This window comes from Ruegeria sp. ABF4_144 (genome assembly GCF_056160045.1).
The window spans coordinates 2,680,988-2,696,024 of record NZ_JBSWWK010000001.1 but is presented as its reverse complement, the minus strand read 5'-3'; the positions used below and the strand labels follow the sequence as shown (position 1 = coordinate 2,696,024).

At 59.3% G+C, this 15,037-nt stretch carries 15 protein-coding genes and 1 tRNA gene; 13 read left to right on the top strand and 3 right to left on the bottom strand.

The features are described 5' to 3' along the window. Positions 1–91: 91 nt before the first annotated feature. Positions 92–1,768 (bottom strand): cytochrome D1 domain-containing protein, encoded by a 1,677-nt coding sequence (locus ACXAGD_RS13480; protein ID WP_475211360.1) that lies wholly within the window; start codon positions 1,766–1,768, stop codon positions 92–94. A gap of 234 nt (positions 1,769–2,002) precedes the next feature. Here ACXAGD_RS13480 and ACXAGD_RS13475 point away from each other — a divergent pair, with 234 nt between their 5' ends. The 7 genes from ACXAGD_RS13475 to ACXAGD_RS13445 all read left to right on the top strand — a co-directional run bounded on the left by ACXAGD_RS13475 (position 2,003) and on the right by ACXAGD_RS13445 (position 8,663). Beyond that, positions 2,003–3,184: an NnrS family protein gene (locus ACXAGD_RS13475; RefSeq protein ID WP_475211358.1), complete on the top strand. Its 1,182-nt coding sequence runs from the start codon at positions 2,003–2,005 to the stop codon at positions 3,182–3,184. A gap of 99 nt (positions 3,185–3,283) precedes the next feature. Beyond that, positions 3,284–3,733 carry a c-type cytochrome gene (locus tag ACXAGD_RS13470; RefSeq protein WP_170332381.1) on the top strand — a complete coding sequence of 150 codons (450 nt, stop codon included), beginning with the start codon at positions 3,284–3,286 and terminating at the stop codon, positions 3,731–3,733. A 16-nt stretch (positions 3,734–3,749) separates the two neighbouring features. Next, positions 3,750–5,117 carry a cbb3-type cytochrome c oxidase subunit I gene (locus ACXAGD_RS13465; protein ID WP_475211357.1) on the top strand — a complete coding sequence of 456 codons (1,368 nt, stop codon included), beginning with the start codon at positions 3,750–3,752 and terminating at the stop codon, positions 5,115–5,117. Between the two features lie 5 nt (positions 5,118–5,122). After that, positions 5,123–5,932: an AAA family ATPase gene (locus ACXAGD_RS13460; protein ID WP_475211355.1), complete on the top strand. Its 810-nt coding sequence runs from the start codon at positions 5,123–5,125 to the stop codon at positions 5,930–5,932. A gap of 9 nt (positions 5,933–5,941) precedes the next feature. Beyond that, positions 5,942–7,864 (top strand): nitric oxide reductase activation protein NorD, encoded by a 1,923-nt coding sequence (locus ACXAGD_RS13455; RefSeq protein WP_475211352.1) that lies wholly within the window; start codon positions 5,942–5,944, stop codon positions 7,862–7,864. Then, positions 7,861–8,409, top strand: coding sequence for a cytochrome c oxidase subunit 3 (locus ACXAGD_RS13450; RefSeq protein ID WP_475211351.1), 549 nt, complete (start codon positions 7,861–7,863; stop codon positions 8,407–8,409). Before ACXAGD_RS13455 ends, ACXAGD_RS13450 begins: the two co-directional genes overlap by 4 nt. A 5-nt stretch (positions 8,410–8,414) precedes the next feature. Beyond that, positions 8,415–8,663, top strand: coding sequence for a cytochrome C oxidase subunit IV family protein (locus ACXAGD_RS13445; protein ID WP_475211348.1), 249 nt, complete (start codon positions 8,415–8,417; stop codon positions 8,661–8,663). A gap of 56 nt (positions 8,664–8,719) precedes the next feature. Here the strand turns inward: ACXAGD_RS13445 and hemA are convergent, their stop codons facing one another. Next, positions 8,720–9,943, bottom strand: a complete 1,224-nt coding sequence (gene hemA / locus ACXAGD_RS13440) for a 5-aminolevulinate synthase (protein ID WP_475211345.1) — start codon at positions 9,941–9,943, stop codon at positions 8,720–8,722. 176 nt (positions 9,944–10,119) lie between these two features. Between hemA and ACXAGD_RS13435 the strand changes: the two genes are divergently transcribed. Beyond that, entirely contained in the window at positions 10,120–10,812 is a 693-nt protein-coding gene (locus ACXAGD_RS13435) for a Crp/Fnr family transcriptional regulator (RefSeq protein WP_475211343.1), read from the top strand. Positions 10,813–11,095: 283 nt separating this feature from the next. Here ACXAGD_RS13435 and ACXAGD_RS13430 read toward each other — a convergent pair. Continuing rightward, positions 11,096–11,170: transfer RNA gene (locus ACXAGD_RS13430), tRNA-Thr, on the bottom strand. Between the two features lie 83 nt (positions 11,171–11,253). On the opposite strand from ACXAGD_RS13430, the gene ACXAGD_RS13425 reads away from it, so the two are divergent. From ACXAGD_RS13425 to hisD, 5 genes are read left to right on the top strand one after another with little or no spacing between them, the layout of a single operon-like run. Continuing rightward, positions 11,254–11,409 (top strand): hypothetical protein, encoded by a 156-nt coding sequence (locus tag ACXAGD_RS13425; RefSeq protein WP_475211340.1) that lies wholly within the window; start codon positions 11,254–11,256, stop codon positions 11,407–11,409. A gap of 6 nt (positions 11,410–11,415) precedes the next feature. Next, on the top strand, positions 11,416–12,684 hold the full coding sequence (gene murA / locus ACXAGD_RS13420) for a UDP-N-acetylglucosamine 1-carboxyvinyltransferase (protein ID WP_475211338.1): 1,269 nt from the start codon (positions 11,416–11,418) through the stop codon (positions 12,682–12,684). Continuing rightward, on the top strand, positions 12,681–13,157 hold the full coding sequence (locus ACXAGD_RS13415; protein WP_475211336.1) for a DUF2948 family protein: 477 nt from the start codon (positions 12,681–12,683) through the stop codon (positions 13,155–13,157). Before murA ends, ACXAGD_RS13415 begins: the two co-directional genes overlap by 4 nt. Before the next feature lie 46 nt (positions 13,158–13,203). Next, the gene (locus ACXAGD_RS13410) at positions 13,204–13,671 is read left to right on the top strand and encodes a GNAT family N-acetyltransferase (RefSeq protein WP_475211335.1); all 468 of its coding nucleotides are present in this window, start codon (positions 13,204–13,206) and stop codon (positions 13,669–13,671) included. 53 nt (positions 13,672–13,724) lie between these two features. Next, a complete protein-coding gene (hisD, locus tag ACXAGD_RS13405; protein WP_475211333.1) occupies positions 13,725–15,026 on the top strand; it encodes a histidinol dehydrogenase in 1,302 nt (433 codons plus the stop codon). Positions 15,027–15,037 lie beyond the last annotated feature (11 nt).

Genomic DNA, 15,037 nt, shown 5'->3' with positions numbered 1-15,037 from the left:
CGGTGTGTCGGGCGGGCGTGTTTGGCTGAACTGTCAAACGAGGAAAGGGCGGGCGAGGGGCCCGCCCTTTCAGGTTTTGGTCTCAAACCCGTCAGGTGACGTGGTTCGAGCGGTTGTAGACATTGAACTTGCCGGTCGGAGCAAACAGTCCGTCGATGCGGCCGATTTCTTCCAGCGTCTTGGCATCAAAGATCACGATCTGGCCGTTGGGTTCTTTCGAGTCCGAAAGATTCCACTTGGAAACCCAGACCTCGGTGCCATCCGCGTTGAACTCGAAGTGTACAGCAGCGCTGCCTTCATCTTCGGTGATCTGGATGGTTTTCACGATCTCGCCGGTCTCTTTCGAGATGACCTGCACCGATTGCTGAATTTCAGGCTCGGGGTGCTTGGTCTGGTCCGCCCAGATGTAATCCGAGTTCGGGTGGGTCCGAACAAACAGGCCGGGGCCGTCGGTTTCGGTCTCGTAGCAGACTTTCCACGCCTGATCCGGGTGACCTTCCGGATCGTTACCCCAGACCGTTACGGTGCCCACGCCGAGGTGAGTTGTACCGGCCACAGGGCCACAATTCGGGTCGATCCAGTTCGCACCTGGACCGGGGTGCGGCAGGGCAGCGGTGTCGATCATCGCTTCGAGCTTGTGCGTCTCGGTGTCGACAACGACCATCTTGTTCGACGCGTTTGCGGCGATCTGGAAGAACCGGCCAGTCGGGTCAAAGAACCCGTCATGCAGGAACTTAGCGCTGTCGATCTTGTCGATCCGCAGGTTGTCGAGGTCGGTATAGTCGACCTGCCACAGCTGGCCGAGCTCTTTGACGGCGACAATCCAGGTCGGCTCGTTCGGGGTGGTGTAGATAGCGGCCACACGGGCTTCTTCCACATAGTCCCCGTCGACGTTCACACCGCGTGTGGACACGACTTTGACCGGTTCCATAGTCTGCGAGTCGACGATCGCAAAGTGCGGCGGCCAGTAACCACCACCAATGACGTACTTACCATCACCGGATACGGCCACGTCGCGGGCGTCATAGGCGATCTTGACCTCGGCCACGAGCATGTTCTCGGGGTTCTGCCACAGGTCGATCTTGGTCATCTTGCCGTCGCGGCCCATGGTGTACCAGAAGCGGCCCGGGTTTTCCGGCTCTTCCAGTTTGTGGTGCTCGGACGCTTTCAGAACGTGCACCGCGTAACCGGTCGGGATGTGCGCCAGCACTTCTTTGGTGTCGCCGTCGATCACGGCCACCTTGCCTACGTCACGTTCGATGACGACAAAGAAGTTCTCCCAGTTGCGGCCGTGCAGCGGCTCGGTCGGGTAGTCGGCTTCTTCGACATAGACCTTACGGGTGGCCTTCATCTGTTCCAAAGACATTTCTGGCGGTTTCGGCGGCTCCATCATGATGTAAGTCGCCATGTCTTTGATTTCCTGCTCGGTCATGATGTCCGAGAAGTTGTTCATACCGCCTTCGGTCCCCCAGGCGATGATCTTTTCTAGGCGTTCCTGCCCCAGTTTCAGGGTGCCGGATTCGGTCACGGTACCATCGTCGCTCTTTGTTTTGACCACCGGTTCAAGACTTTTCCCGGTGGCACCTTTACGCAGAACGCCGTGACAACCTGCGCATTGTTCGAAATAAAGCTGTTTGGATGATTCAAACGCTTCCTCGCTGAGGGTTGGCTCTTCGGCGAAGGCTGGTGCAGCGACGCTGCCCAGCAGCATCGCCAAACCGGCCCCAAAGGCGCGGCCAGTTTTGTTGTAGCTGATTCCAAGTGACATGATCACTCTCCATTTGCGTGGTGAGGCGGGTCCAAGGGTGAGATATCGCGCGTTGGTGTTCCTTGACGAAAGTCAACACAAGGGGCGCAATTCGGGTGGGCAACTGGAAAAAACGCCAAAAAAACCTCGGGAAAATCTGAGTATTAGGCACATGTTTTCCGCGGTTTTGATTTTGGTTAAGTCGCCGGTCCGGTTGCGCTGCTACGACTTGGAAAACCGTCAAGGAGAGCAGCCATGCCCGCAATCGTCACCCGTGTTCTTGGTGAGGGTTTTCGTGTTTTCTTTCTGTCCGCCGGTCTTTACGGCCTGTTTGTTGGCCTGGTCTGGGGGCTATGGCTGGCCGTGCCCTATATGGCGCCGGATTACGGCATGACGCCACCGATGTGGCACGCGCATGAAATGATCTTTGGTTATGCCACCGCCGCGCTGGGCGGGTTCTTTCTGACGGCCGTGCCCAACTGGACCGGTGCCCCCGAGGCGCGTGCGCGCTTCATTACTCTGGCCGCCGGACTGTGGCTGGCGGGGCGAATGGCCATGTGGTTTTCAGGAATGCTGCCGCCTGCGTTTGTTGCAGTGGTCGATCTGGCGTTTGTTCCTGTTCTGGCAGCCAAGATACTGACTCAGCTGATCCGTCGCCCGAAACCGCAGAACATGATTTTCCTGCTGTTGCTGAGCCTGATCTGGGTCGCGGATCTGCTTACTCATCTGGAATGGATGGGGATCACGGCGGATACGTTGCAAACCGGGCTGCGCGCTGGGCTGCTGAGCCTGTGTGCGATGATCTCCATTCTTGGAGGGCGCATCACTCCTGCCTTTACTCGCAATGCGATGAAGCGCGAGGGCGTGCCCGAGGCGGATTGGCCGGTGTCGGTCGCTGCCCTGGATAAGGCAGGAATGATTCTGGCCTTGATTCTGCCGCTTTGCTCTTTGGTGTTTGGTGTCGGGCCTGTGGTCGGTCTGGCGGCGCTGGTGTTGGGCGTGGTGCAGGTATTGCGCATGGCCCGCTGGCGCGCGCGCTGGGCCGCACGGCAGCCGATTCTGCTGGCGTTGCATCTTGGGCTTGGGATGCTGGCAGCGGGATTGGTTCTCTGGGGTCTGTCAGTACTGGGTCTGGGCAATGAGGTCGCCGCCCTACACGTTCTGGGCATCGGGTGTGTAGGTGGCATGACTCTGGCGGTCATGAGCCGCGCCGCGCTGGGCCACAGTGGTCACGCGTTAATCGCGCCTGCGCCGATGGTGGTTGCCTACGGGCTGATGGCCGTGGCTGCTTTGTCGCGCTGGGTCGGGGCCGAATTGAACGCAGGCTACATGGTGGCGATGCTGCTGTCCGACGGTCTGTGGGTCTGTGCCTTTGCTCTGTACCTGATCGCCATGTGGCCCGCCCTGACAGGTCCCCGCGCGGCGCGGGCGGGATGAATTCCAATTACTTCCGCCAGTCTTGACTTTCGTTAAGGAGACCCCACGGCCCAGCCGCCATGGTGTTCAGACTAGCTAATCTGCGCAAAGGAGAGCGCAATGCGAGAAGTCATGACCAAGAGCATGGCCCGCAACATATTCTATGGCGGGTCACTGTTCTTTATCCTCATCTTCCTGGCCCTGTCGGCCCATTCCCACTGGTATATCGTGAATTCCGAGAACTCGGCAAAGCTCGATGAAAGTGTGGTCCGGGGCAAACACGTCTGGGAAAAACACGCCTGTATCAACTGTCATACGATCATGGGTGAAGGTGCCTACTTTGCGCCCGAAGTCGCGAATGTAATGACCCGCTGGGGCGTCCTCGACGACCCGGAATCGGCCTTTGAATCCCTTAAAGGCTGGATGGAGGCGCAGCCGACCGGCATTCCCGGTCGTCGGCAGATGCCACAATTCAACCTCAGCGACGAAGAACTCCGCGACCTGACCAACTTCCTGATTTGGACGGACAACATCGACGCTCAGGGCTGGCCGCCCAACGAGGCAGGCTGAGAAAGGGAACGGAGCAATGAAATACGAATCCCAAAAAATAGCCTACGCCTACTTTGCGGTGGCAATGGCCCTCTTTGCGATACAGGTGATCGGCGGTCTGCTGGCCGGTCTGATCTATGTATTCCCAAACTTCCTGAGTGAGCTTCTACCGTTCAACATCGTGCGGATGCTGCACACCAATTCGCTGATCGTCTGGCTGATCCTGGGCTTCTTCGGCGCCGCTTACTTCCTGATCCCGGAAGAGGCCGAACGCGAGATTCATTCGACGAAGCTGGCCTATCTGCAGCTAATCATTCTGGTGGTCGGTACTTTGGGCGTGGTTGTGACTTATGTGTTCAACCTGTTTGAAGGCAACTGGCTGCTGGGTAAAGAGGGGCGCGAGTTCCTTGAGCAGCCGAAATGGGTCAAGGCGGGTATCGTCGTGGCTGCGCTGATCTTCCTTTACAACGTGTCGATGACTGTTCTGAAGGGCAAGAAGACTGCGATCACCAACATCCTTCTGTTGGGGTTGTGGGGCTTGGCGCTGCTGTTCCTGTTTGCCTTCTACAACCCGGGCAACCTGGCCCTGGACAAGCAATACTGGTGGTATGTCGTCCACCTTTGGGTTGAAGGCGTGTGGGAACTGATCATGGCCTCGATCCTGGCCTATCTGATGCTGAAGTTGACCGGTGTTGACCGTGAGATCGTCGAAAAATGGCTCTATGTCATCGTCGCCGCCGCGCTGTTCTCGGGCATCCTAGGTACAGGTCACCACTATTACTGGATCGGTACGCCTGCGTACTGGCAGTGGATCGGTTCGATCTTCTCGAGCCTCGAAGTGATCCCGTTCTTCGCGATGATGGCCTTTGCCTTCGTCATGGTCTGGAAAGGTCGTCGTGACCACCCCAACAAGGCCGCGCTGCTGTGGTCGCTGGGCTGTGCCACGCTTGCCTTCTTTGGTGCCGGTGTCTGGGGCTTCCTGCACACGCTGCACGGGGTGAACTACTATACCCATGGCACGCAGATCACCGCGGCGCACGGACACCTGGCCTTCTACGGTGCCTATGTCTGCCTCAATCTGGCGATTTTCAGCTATGCGATGCCGATCCTGAAAAACCGTGATCCGTACAATCAGGTGCTGAACATGGGTTCCTTCTGGCTGATGACCAGCGGCATGGTCTTCATGACCTTCGTACTGACCTTCGGCGGAACCGTGCAAACGCACATGCAACGTGTGGTCGGTGACTATTTCATGGACGTGCAAGACCAGATCGCGATCTTCTACTGGATGCGTCTCGGCTCTGGTGTTGTCGTAGTCCTCGGTGCGCTGCTGTTCATCTACTCGATCTGGGTTCCCCGGAAAGAGGTTATTGAATCCGGCGCTGCTGAAACCCCTGCGGAGTAATGGATATGGACGGCTCCATAAAACTAAACGAGGGGGCGGCAAACGCCCCCTTCTACCTGCCCCAGAGCGATGAATGCGATGTGTTCACCGCCGCCTTTAACAACGATCTGCCGGTTCTGCTGAAAGGGCCGACAGGCTGCGGCAAGACCCGCTTTGTCGCCCATATGGCCGCCAAACTCGGTCGCCCGCTTTATACCGTGGCCTGTCACGACGATCTGGCCGCTGCCGACCTGATCGGGCGCTACCTGCTGAAAGGCGGAGAAACTGTCTGGGTCGATGGCCCGCTGACCCGCGCGGTCCGGGAGGGCGCGATCTGCTACCTTGATGAGGTTGTCGAGGCCCGCAAGGACGTCACTGTCGTTCTGCACCCGCTGACCGACGACCGGCGCATCCTGCCGATCGACCGCACCGGCGAAGAGCTTGAGGCCGCGCCCGGTTTCATGCTGGTCGCCTCGTACAACCCCGGATACCAGAACATCCTGAAAACCCTTAAACCCTCGACCCGGCAGCGCTTTATTTCGCTGGAGTTCGATTTTCCGTCGCCCGAGATGGAAGCCGAAGTTGTCGCCCAGGAAAGCGGACTGGCGCTGGAGCGCTGCAAGCCGCTGATCCGGTTGGCGAACAAGCTGCGCGGGCTCAAGGGTCAGGATCTTGAGGAAGGCGTTTCCACCCGTCTTGTTGTCTATGCCGCGACACTAATCGCACAGGGCATGTCGACCGAACGCGCCATCCTTGCCGCAATGATCGAACCTCTGACTGATGACGAGGATATCAAACGCGGGCTCCTCGATCTTGTCACGGCTGTCTTTGGGTGAGGCCCGCCGATGGTCAGGATCGATTTTGAGCCATGGGAACCCGAAGAAACGATCGGGAAACTGTGGCACACCCTTGCCAGCCGCCTCGATGCACCTGAGGTGCATGTTGGAGCCGCGGTCGACCTCTCAGAGGTCGCGGGGCGGCTGGCAGTCCTCTTTAGGGGGCTTGGGGGTAGTCCGGGCGTTGAATTGCGCCCGGTCTCGCCCGAGGTTTCATGCCACCGCCTGAGTTGGCGTCGTAAGTTGGCGACCGAGGTCGAACTGATGCCGCGTGCCTCATTTGATGGTGAGGTTTTGCGCCTGCCGGACCGGTTGGCCGTTTTTCCCGCGCGCGAAGCAAACGGCGCACTTTTTGTCTGGCTGGCTGCGGCGGCAGCGCATGCCGGAACCCGAATTGACGACGATGACCCGTTGCATGCCGACCTGCGCGCGCTGACTGCGGCTCAGGCGATGGTCGATGCCACGCTGGAAGACGCCCCGGGTCTGCGCCCGTTGTATGTAGAGTTGTGCAAGGGGCTGCTGCACCAGCGCAGCGTCCCTGATCTGCCCCCGGCTGAGGCGGCGGTGGAAGGTATTGTCCGGCATATGCTGGGAGATCCCGATCCGTTGTCCGACCGTGCCAAATTGCTCCTTGAAATGGATGCCGAGATTTCGGCCCCGCGCGGCTATCAGCATTTCCGCCCGGTTTCCCTGTGGCCGGAATTGCGCGCCGTGGGCTTCTCCGAACATACCGAGGTTGAGAATCCCGACACCGAAGGCGAGCCTGAGGAGTCAGGCGAGAAAACCCACCGCGCCCGCCGCCGCAAGTCCGATCAGGCCGAGCGCAGTGACAGTTTCATCCTGCACAAGTTCGAAGCGATCCTCAGCTGGGCCGAGTTCCTGAACCTCAACCGCCGGGTTGACGACGACGACCCCGACAACGCCAAAAAGGCTGCAGACGATCAGGAAGAGATCGGGTTGGGTCAGATCTCCAAAGCGCCGCCCACCAAGCTGAAGCTGCATCTGGACCTTGCGCCAGAGGATGTGAACCGAGAGCGTCTTTCTGGCCGCATCCTCTATCCCGAATGGGATGTGCGCACCGGGCAATATCTGCCGGACCACGTGAATGTTCTGCTGTCGGATGCTGATATCCGCGAAGATGCCGCCGAGTTCGGCAAAGACCCCGCCACCGCCCGCCGTATCCGTGCAGTCAAGCGCCAGTTCGAGGCCTTGCGCCCCGGCCGTGTCATGACACGCGGCCATCTGGATGGTGATCAGCTGGATATCGAAGCCGCCGTACGCGCCGAGACCGACAGGATGGCGAACGGCGAAGGCAACGAGCGTGTCTGGATGCAATCCCGCCCCGTGGCGCGTGATCTGGCTGTTTCGATCGTGCTGGATGTCAGCCGGTCCACTGAAAGCGCCGTAACGGGCCGCGCTGTGATCGACATTGAACGTGAGGCCTTGGCCGCACTGGCTTGGGGCCTGAACGCCTGTGGAGACGATTTCGCGATCCACGCCTTCAGCTCGCTGAAACGTCAGCGGGTCTATGTGCAGCGTTGCAAACGATTTGATGAGCCGATGGGCGGCACGGTCGAACAGCGTATCGCCTCGCTGCGTCCCGGACATTACACACGACTGGGGGCCGCAATCCGCCATTGCTCTGCTGATCTGGCCAAGCAATCCCGCAAACGTCGTTTGTTGTTGGTGATCACCGACGGTAAACCCAACGATCTGGACCACTACGAGGGTCGACACGGCATCGAAGACACACGGCAAGCCGTTCTCGAAGCCCGTCGGGCCGGGCAATCGGTATTTGGCGTCACCATCGACAAGACCGGCAAAAGCTGGTTCCCGCGCATGTTCGGGCAGGGTGGGTTCGCCGTTATCCCAGACCCGCATCGCCTAACGATGGCTCTGCCGCAGATCTATCGCCAACTGGTCGGCGCATGAGCGATACCTCTCTCATCGACGAGCTTCCGGGCGAGTTGCTGATGTGGGTTCTGATTATCTCGGAGCTGCTGGTGTTCGGCGCCGGGATGATCGCCTTTGTGGGCGTGCGCCTAACGGACCCAGCAGGCTTTGCCGAGGCGCAGTCGCATCTGCACCGCACGGGGGCTGCCTTCAATACCGCCGTTCTGGTTACGTCTGGCTATCTGGCCGCGCAGGCACTGCACTGGCGGCAGACAGCGCAGCGCGGAACGGCACGTCTGGCCTTAATCGGAGCAGCCCTGCTGGGTGTGATGTTTCTGATCATCAAGGGAACGGAATATGCAGATAAAGCGGCGCAGGGGATCAGCTACGAAACACATCCGTTTTTTCTGTTCTACTACCTGCTGACGGGCTTTCACGCGGCACACGTGTTGGCCGGTGTGGGCATCCTGCTGCTGGTCGCGTGGCGGGATGAGCCCCGCAATATCGAAGCGGGTGCCCAGTTCTGGCACATGGTCGATCTGGTCTGGATCATGCTGTTTCCCGTGATCTACTTGTTGGGATGAGGGGAATGACCAATAATACTCTCACGCGGGCTTGGCTCGCCCTATTGGCGCTTAGCCTAGGATCGGCGGGGCTGACGATGATGCCGTTGCCCCCAGAGCTTTTGGGCGGAGGGATTCTGAGCCTCGCATTGGCCAAATCCCGGATAATCCTTGCCCGGTATTTGGACCTAGCGCACAGCCCGTCCTGGCTGCGTGGTTTCACCATGGTACTGACCGGGTTTGCCGTGGTGATTTTTGGCCTCTACTTGATCTGAAAAGAAAAAAAGCCGCCCTGTACGGGCGGCAGTTTTCCAAGCGAGGGGCGCTTAGGTTATTGGGCGGCCATCGGCATCCGCGCAATCTGGCACCGTTGCCAAAGAGCCGAAAGCGCATTTACCAGATGGTCGACATCGGCATCGGTGTGAACCGGGGACGGCGTGATCCGCAGACGTTCAGTCCCTTTGGGAACGGTGGGGTAGTTGATCGGCTGGATGTAGATGCCGAATTCCTCCAACAGCGTGTCCGAGATGAATTTGCACTTCACCGGATCGCCGACCATCACCGGAATAATGTGGCTGGGGTTGGGCAGATGCGGAATGCCTTCGGCGTCTAGCCGGGCACGAACCTGCGCCACGCGGGCCTTTTGCAAATCGCGTTCTGCGTTCGACTGTTTCAGATGCCGGATCGAGGCCGCAGCGCCAGCGGCAATCGATGGGGGCAGGGCGGTGGTAAAGATGAACCCGCTGGCAAAGCTGCGCACGAAATCACATAGCGCTGCCGAAGCAGCGATATAGCCACCAACCACACCGAATGCTTTGCCCAGCGTGCCTTCGATAACGGTCAGCCGGTCCATCAAACCTTCGCGTTCGGCAATGCCGCCGCCGCGCGGGCCATAAAGGCCAACGGCGTGAACCTCGTCCAGATAGGTCATGGCGCCGTATTTGTCGGCCAGATCGCAAATCTCTTTGATCGGGGCGATGTCGCCGTCCATGGAATAGACCGACTCAAAAGCGATCATCTTTGGCGCATTGGGATCGGCGGCGGCCAGTTTCGCCTCAAGATCCTCAAGATCGTTGTGTTTCCAGATGACCTTTTGGGCGCGTGAGTGGCGGATGCCTTCGATCATCGAGGCGTGGTTCAGAGCATCTGAAAACACAATCAATCCCGGGATTTTCGACGCGAGCGTGCCGAGGGCTGCCCAGTTCGAAACATATCCCGAGGTAAACAACAGCGCGGCTTCTTTGCCGTGCAAATCGGCTAGTTCAGCCTCAAGCAGTACGTGATCATGGGTGGTGCCCGAGATATTCCGCGTGCCACCTGCGCCTGCGCCGCAGCGGTCCAGCGCATCGTGCATGGCCGAGATCACAGCAGGGTGCTGCCCCATTCCCAGATAGTCGTTCGAGCACCAGATGCGCACGTCCCGCTGCACTTGACCATCGGTTTGGCGCGCGTTTGGGAAGGACCCGCATCGGCGTTGCAGGTCGATGAAGACACGATAGTTTCCTTCTTCCCGCAAACTATCGAGGCTGTGGCTGAAAAATCGCTCGTAGTCCATCTTTCTGGCTCCCCGGAATACTGGCTTTGGAGTGAAGTTATGCGTGTCGCGGCTGTCGCAACATGACAATTGTCAAGTTGACCCGAAAAGACTGGTGCGTTGGGCAGAGCTTTGGCATAGCCTGAGATTGAAGGATGTACCGGTCAGAAGATCGACTAGGGAAAAGGGGAACCTTCTTGGCTCACGAAGCGCAAAAAGCAATCGCACGGCAATCGCTCCTGCTCAAAAGCTTGCCGGAGCAGCATGTCGATACTCTGCTCAGCCATGCAATCTGGCGCAGCTATGATCGCGGCGAGACGATCTTCCTGCAGGAAGAAGAGGCCAAGGCCGTGCATGTTGTGCTGGCGGGGTGGGTCAAGTTGTTCCGCATGTCGCCGACCGGGGCAGAGGCCGTGGTGAGTGTCTTTACCCGCGGCGAAAGTTTTGGCGAGGCGGTCGCGCTGCGGAATGTCCCATACCCCGTATCTGCCGAGGCCGTGTCGGCCTGCGAGATCATGCATATCCCCAGTCCTGTATTGCTTTCGCTGATGAAGGAAGATCCCGAGATTGGCGTGTCGATCTTGGCCTCGACCTTTACCCATCTGCATGCGCTGGTGGCGCAGTTGGAGCAGCTTAAGGCGCAGACGGGTGCGCAACGGGTGGCAGAATTCTTGTTGGGCCTATGCGATACCGAGGCCGATGCCTGCGACGTGGAACTGCCCTATGACAAGATGCTGATCGCAGGGCGTCTGGGGATGAAACCAGAAAGTCTGAGCCGCGCCTTTTCGCGACTCAAAACCGTCGGTGTAAAGATCAACCGCAACCACGCGGTGATCGCCAATGTCGAGCGCTTGCGGGATTATGCCGAAAGCGATCCGTCGGAAAAGTGATCCTGGTGTTCACGTTTCGGGGCCCATCTGGGTGATCTGAAAACAAGGCTCGTGGTCTGAGGCAGATTTTTTGTAGCCCTGACGTTTTATATCAGTTGCGGCAATTTTGCTGCGGGCAATATCCCCACCAGATTCTTAAAAAGGCAAATCTGAAGGCCTTTAGCACTGCATTTAGTCAGCGACTGACCTGTGTGCAGCCCTAATAGCTCATTGGGTTTTCATCAAACGAGCTAAAAACGCAAACGGGCGAGTTGAGGTCGAACTGGAGCGTGCGGGTGAAACCTGGTGCTGCTGGAGAGAATTGAACTCTCGACCTCTCCCTTACCAAGGGAGTGCTCTACCTCTGAGCTACAGCAGCACTGTGGGCGGGTGATTAGACTCAAACGAAACGGGGCGCAAGGGTGTCTGGACGGTTTTTTTCGCCTCCTGTAGAGAAAGATTATGGCAGACAGAAATACACCAAAAAAACACGGCAGATCTGGTGATGAGCGCGAAGAGCGGCTGAAGGCGGCGCTGAAAGCGAATATGGCGCGGCGCAAGGCGCAGGCCAAGGCGCGCGCGACCCAAACCGACAAAGCCGATAAGGATGAGGGATAAGAGCAGATGGATTCGATTCTGGTTACGGGCAACGGGCCGCTGAACGGTCAAATACCGATTGCGGGGGCCAAGAACGCGTGTCTGACGCTGATGCCCGCAACCTTGTTAAGCGAAGAACCGCTGACGCTGACCAACGCGCCACGGCTGAGCGACATCAAGACCATGACCGCCCTGCTGCAATCTCTGGGCGCTGAAGTGTCTTCGTTGCAGGATGGGCAGGTGCTGGCGATGTCCAGTCACGACCTGACCAGCCATACTGCGGATTATGAGATCGTGCGTAAAATGCGCGCCTCCAACCTGGTGCTTGGTCCGTTGTTGGCCCGGTTTGGAGAGGCCGTCGTCTCGTTGCCCGGTGGCTGTGCGATTGGTGCGCGACCGATGGACCTGCACGTTGAGGGGCTAGAGGCGCTGGGCGCTGAGATTGAGCTTAAAGACGGCTACCTGCACGCCAAGGCGCCGGGTGGATTGAAGGGCGCGGTGCATGAGATGCGCTTTGCTTCCGTCGGTGCAACTGAAAACATCGTTATGGCGGCCACGTTGGCCAAGGGCACCACGGTTCTGAAGAACGCCGCGCGCGAGCCCGAGATCGTCGATCTGGTCGAATGCCTGCGCAAGATGGGCGCGCAGATTTCGGGCGAGGGAACTTCGACTATCGAAATTCAGGGCGTTGATCGTCTGCATGGTGCGACCCATCAGGTTGTGACCGACCGGATCGAGTTGGGTACATACATGCTGGCTCCAGCCATCTGTGGAGGTGAGGTTGAGCTGCTGGGCGGGCGGATGCGCCTTGTCGAATCCTTCGCTGAAAAACTGGATGCGGCAGGGATCAGCGTTTCTGAAACCAAGGAAGGGCTGAAAGTCGCCCGCAAGAATGGGCGCGTACGCGCGGTGGACGTAATCACCGAACCGTTCCCGGGTTTTCCGACCGACCTGCAGGCGCAGATGATGGCGCTGATGTGTACGGCAGAGGGCACCTCGGTTCTGGAAGAGCGTATTTTTGAGAATCGCTTCATGCACGCACCGGAACTGGTGCGCATGGGTGCGGATATCGAAGTGCACGGTGGCACGGCTACGGTCACCGGTGTAGAGCAATTGAAGGGTGCGCCGGTGATGGCGACAGATCTGCGAGCCTCGGTCTCGCTGATTCTGGCGGGGCTGGCAGCCGAAGGGGAAACCACGGTCAGCCGGGTCTATCATTTGGATCGCGGATATGAACATGTGGTACGCAAGCTGGAAGGCGTGGGTGCTAAAATCGAACGGATCAAGGGCCAATGACAGACGCAAGTTTTCACGACGGGCGCGAGGCCCCGCTGAACCTGGGTGCCGAGGACGGAGATGACCTGCAGGTGATCTCGACCCTGACGCAGGATGCCGTATTTCCGGCGACCGAGATCACATGGCAACCATCGCAGCGCCGGTTCGGCCTGCTGCTGAACCGCTTCCGCTGGGAAGACAAAGACGCCGCCACTCAACGGGGGCGTGCGTTCGAGCGGGTGCAATCGGTTCTGGTGTTCGATTCGGTGCTATCGGTGGCCAGTCAGGGTGTCGACCGCAGCGAAAAGGACATGGTGATGTCCTTGCTGTCGGTCGATTTCGAATCGGGCGAAGACGGCGCTGGTCAAATTATCCTGACGTTGGCAGGGGACGGCGCGATCCGTCTGACGGTCGAGGCGATTGACGCCACGCTTAAGGATGTGACCCGCCCCTATCAGGCCCCGTCGGGCCAGGCCCCACACCATCCAGAATAAGCGCGGCATATCGCAGGCTTTCTCTGGACCTTCGGCGGGTCTGGAGTTGCGCCGTGCAACTGTGTTTGACGTGTTCGATTTGAGCCGAGTTCTGATCCGGTCGATCACCCAGCTCTGTCATGCGGATCATAAGGGTGACCCGAAGGCCGTTGCGAAATGGACGGCGAACAAAGATCCGGAAACGATCCGCGGCTGGATCAAGGGCGGTGCGCAGATATGGATTGCCGAACGTTCGGGTCAGGTGGCCGCCGTGGGTGGGCTGCGCGACAATGAGATCACGCTGCTCTACCTCGATCCGGATTATACCGGGCATGGCATCGGGTCGGCCTTGTTGCATCGGCTGGAACAGGAACTGACCGCTTCGGGCCATACAGAAGCCCAGCTTGAGGCGACGCAAACGGCGCAAGCCTTCTACCGTCGGCACGGCTGGCAGCCCACCGGGCAATGCGGGGCACGCGGTGACGTTTCCTGTTATGCCATGCGCAAATCGCTGCACCCTGCCGAGAAGGGTTGAGGCCAGCCCATCCCGGCGATATGTCCCGATGAAACGCCCCGGAGAGCCAGACCATGCCCGTTTTCCTTGATTCTTCATCGCCCGAGTTTGAAGCCGCCTTTCAGACGCTGTTGTCGGCAAAGCGCGAAGACAGCCCGGATGTCGATGCCGTCGTCGCAGAGATCATCGAGGATGTGCGTGCCCGGGGCGATGCCGCAGTCATTGAGCTGACGGCCAAGTTCGACCGGATGGAATTGACGCCTGACACGTTAGCCTTTTCCGCCGATGAAATTGCTGAGGCGGTCGCACAGGTCTCTGACGCTGACCGTGCCGCGCTGGAACTGGCTGCGGAACGCATCCGCGCCTATCACGAAAAGCAGATGCCCGAGGATCAACAGTGGACCGAAGTCACCGGGGCAAAGCTGGGCTGGCGTTGGTCGGCAGTCTCGGCGGCGGGGCTTTACGTGCCGGGCGGCCTGGCCTCATACCCGTCTTCGGTTCTAATGAATGCGATTCCGGCGAAGGTGGCGGGGGTCGAGCGGCTGGCCATTGCGGTGCCCACGCCGGACGGGCAAGCGAACCCTCTAGTCCTGCTGGCGGCGCAATTGTCGGGCGTGGATACGATCTATCGCATTGGCGGCGCTCAGGCGATTGCGGCGCTGGCTTACGGAACCGAGACCGTCGCGCCAGTGGACAAGATTACTGGTCCCGGCAACGCTTTTGTGGCCGCCGCTAAACGTCGGGTGTTTGGCAAGGTTGGAATCGACATGATTGCCGGACCGTCCGAAATCCTTGTGATTGCGGACAAGGACAACGATCCCGACTGGATCGCGCTGGACCTGCTTAGCCAGGCCGAGCATGACGAAAGCGCGCAGTCGATCCTGATCACCGATGATGCCGGTTTCGGTCAAGCGGTGGCAGAGGCCGTCGAGAAACGTCTGGAAACCTTGCAACGCCGTGCCATTGCCGGGGCCAGCTGGCGCGATTTCGGCGCGGTGATCACCGTGCTGGATCTGGATGAAGCCGCGGCGCTGTCGAACCGCATCGCCCCGGAACACTTGGAACTGTGCGTCGCTGACCCGGTGGCGCTGAGCCAGAAAACTGTCCATGCCGGAGCGATCTTTTTGGGCCAGTACACGCCCGAGGCCATTGGTGATTATGTCGGCGGCCCCAACCATGTGCTGCCCACAGCGCGGTCGGCCCGGTTTTCTTCCGGCCTCAGCGTCATGGATTTTCTCAAACGCACCACGCTCAGCCAGATGACGCCCGAAGCGCTGCGCGCCATTGGCCCTGCGGCCGAGCAACTGGCGCAATCCGAAAGCCTCGAGGCGCACGGACTGTCCGTTACAGCACGGCTTAAACGGTTGAACGAGTGAGTTTTCTATGT

Coding starts and splice junctions, on each gene's coding strand:
- ACXAGD_RS13480 (WP_475211360.1), bottom strand. CDS start 1,768: ATGTCACTTGGAATCAGCTACAACAAAACTGGCCGCGCCTTTGGGGCC.
- ACXAGD_RS13465 (WP_475211357.1), top strand. CDS start 3,750: ATGAAATACGAATCCCAAAAAATAGCCTACGCCTACTTTGCGGTGGCA.
- ACXAGD_RS13450 (WP_475211351.1), top strand. CDS start 7,861: ATGAGCGATACCTCTCTCATCGACGAGCTTCCGGGCGAGTTGCTGATG.
- ACXAGD_RS13460 (WP_475211355.1), top strand. CDS start 5,123: ATGGACGGCTCCATAAAACTAAACGAGGGGGCGGCAAACGCCCCCTTC.
- ACXAGD_RS13415 (WP_475211336.1), top strand. CDS start 12,681: ATGACAGACGCAAGTTTTCACGACGGGCGCGAGGCCCCGCTGAACCTG.
- ACXAGD_RS13455 (WP_475211352.1), top strand. CDS start 5,942: ATGGTCAGGATCGATTTTGAGCCATGGGAACCCGAAGAAACGATCGGG.
- hemA (WP_475211345.1), bottom strand. CDS start 9,943: ATGGACTACGAGCGATTTTTCAGCCACAGCCTCGATAGTTTGCGGGAA.
- ACXAGD_RS13470 (WP_170332381.1), top strand. CDS start 3,284: ATGCGAGAAGTCATGACCAAGAGCATGGCCCGCAACATATTCTATGGC.
- ACXAGD_RS13425 (WP_475211340.1), top strand. CDS start 11,254: ATGGCAGACAGAAATACACCAAAAAAACACGGCAGATCTGGTGATGAG.
- hisD (WP_475211333.1), top strand. CDS start 13,725: ATGCCCGTTTTCCTTGATTCTTCATCGCCCGAGTTTGAAGCCGCCTTT.
- murA (WP_475211338.1), top strand. CDS start 11,416: ATGGATTCGATTCTGGTTACGGGCAACGGGCCGCTGAACGGTCAAATA.
- ACXAGD_RS13445 (WP_475211348.1), top strand. CDS start 8,415: ATGACCAATAATACTCTCACGCGGGCTTGGCTCGCCCTATTGGCGCTT.
- ACXAGD_RS13475 (WP_475211358.1), top strand. CDS start 2,003: ATGCCCGCAATCGTCACCCGTGTTCTTGGTGAGGGTTTTCGTGTTTTC.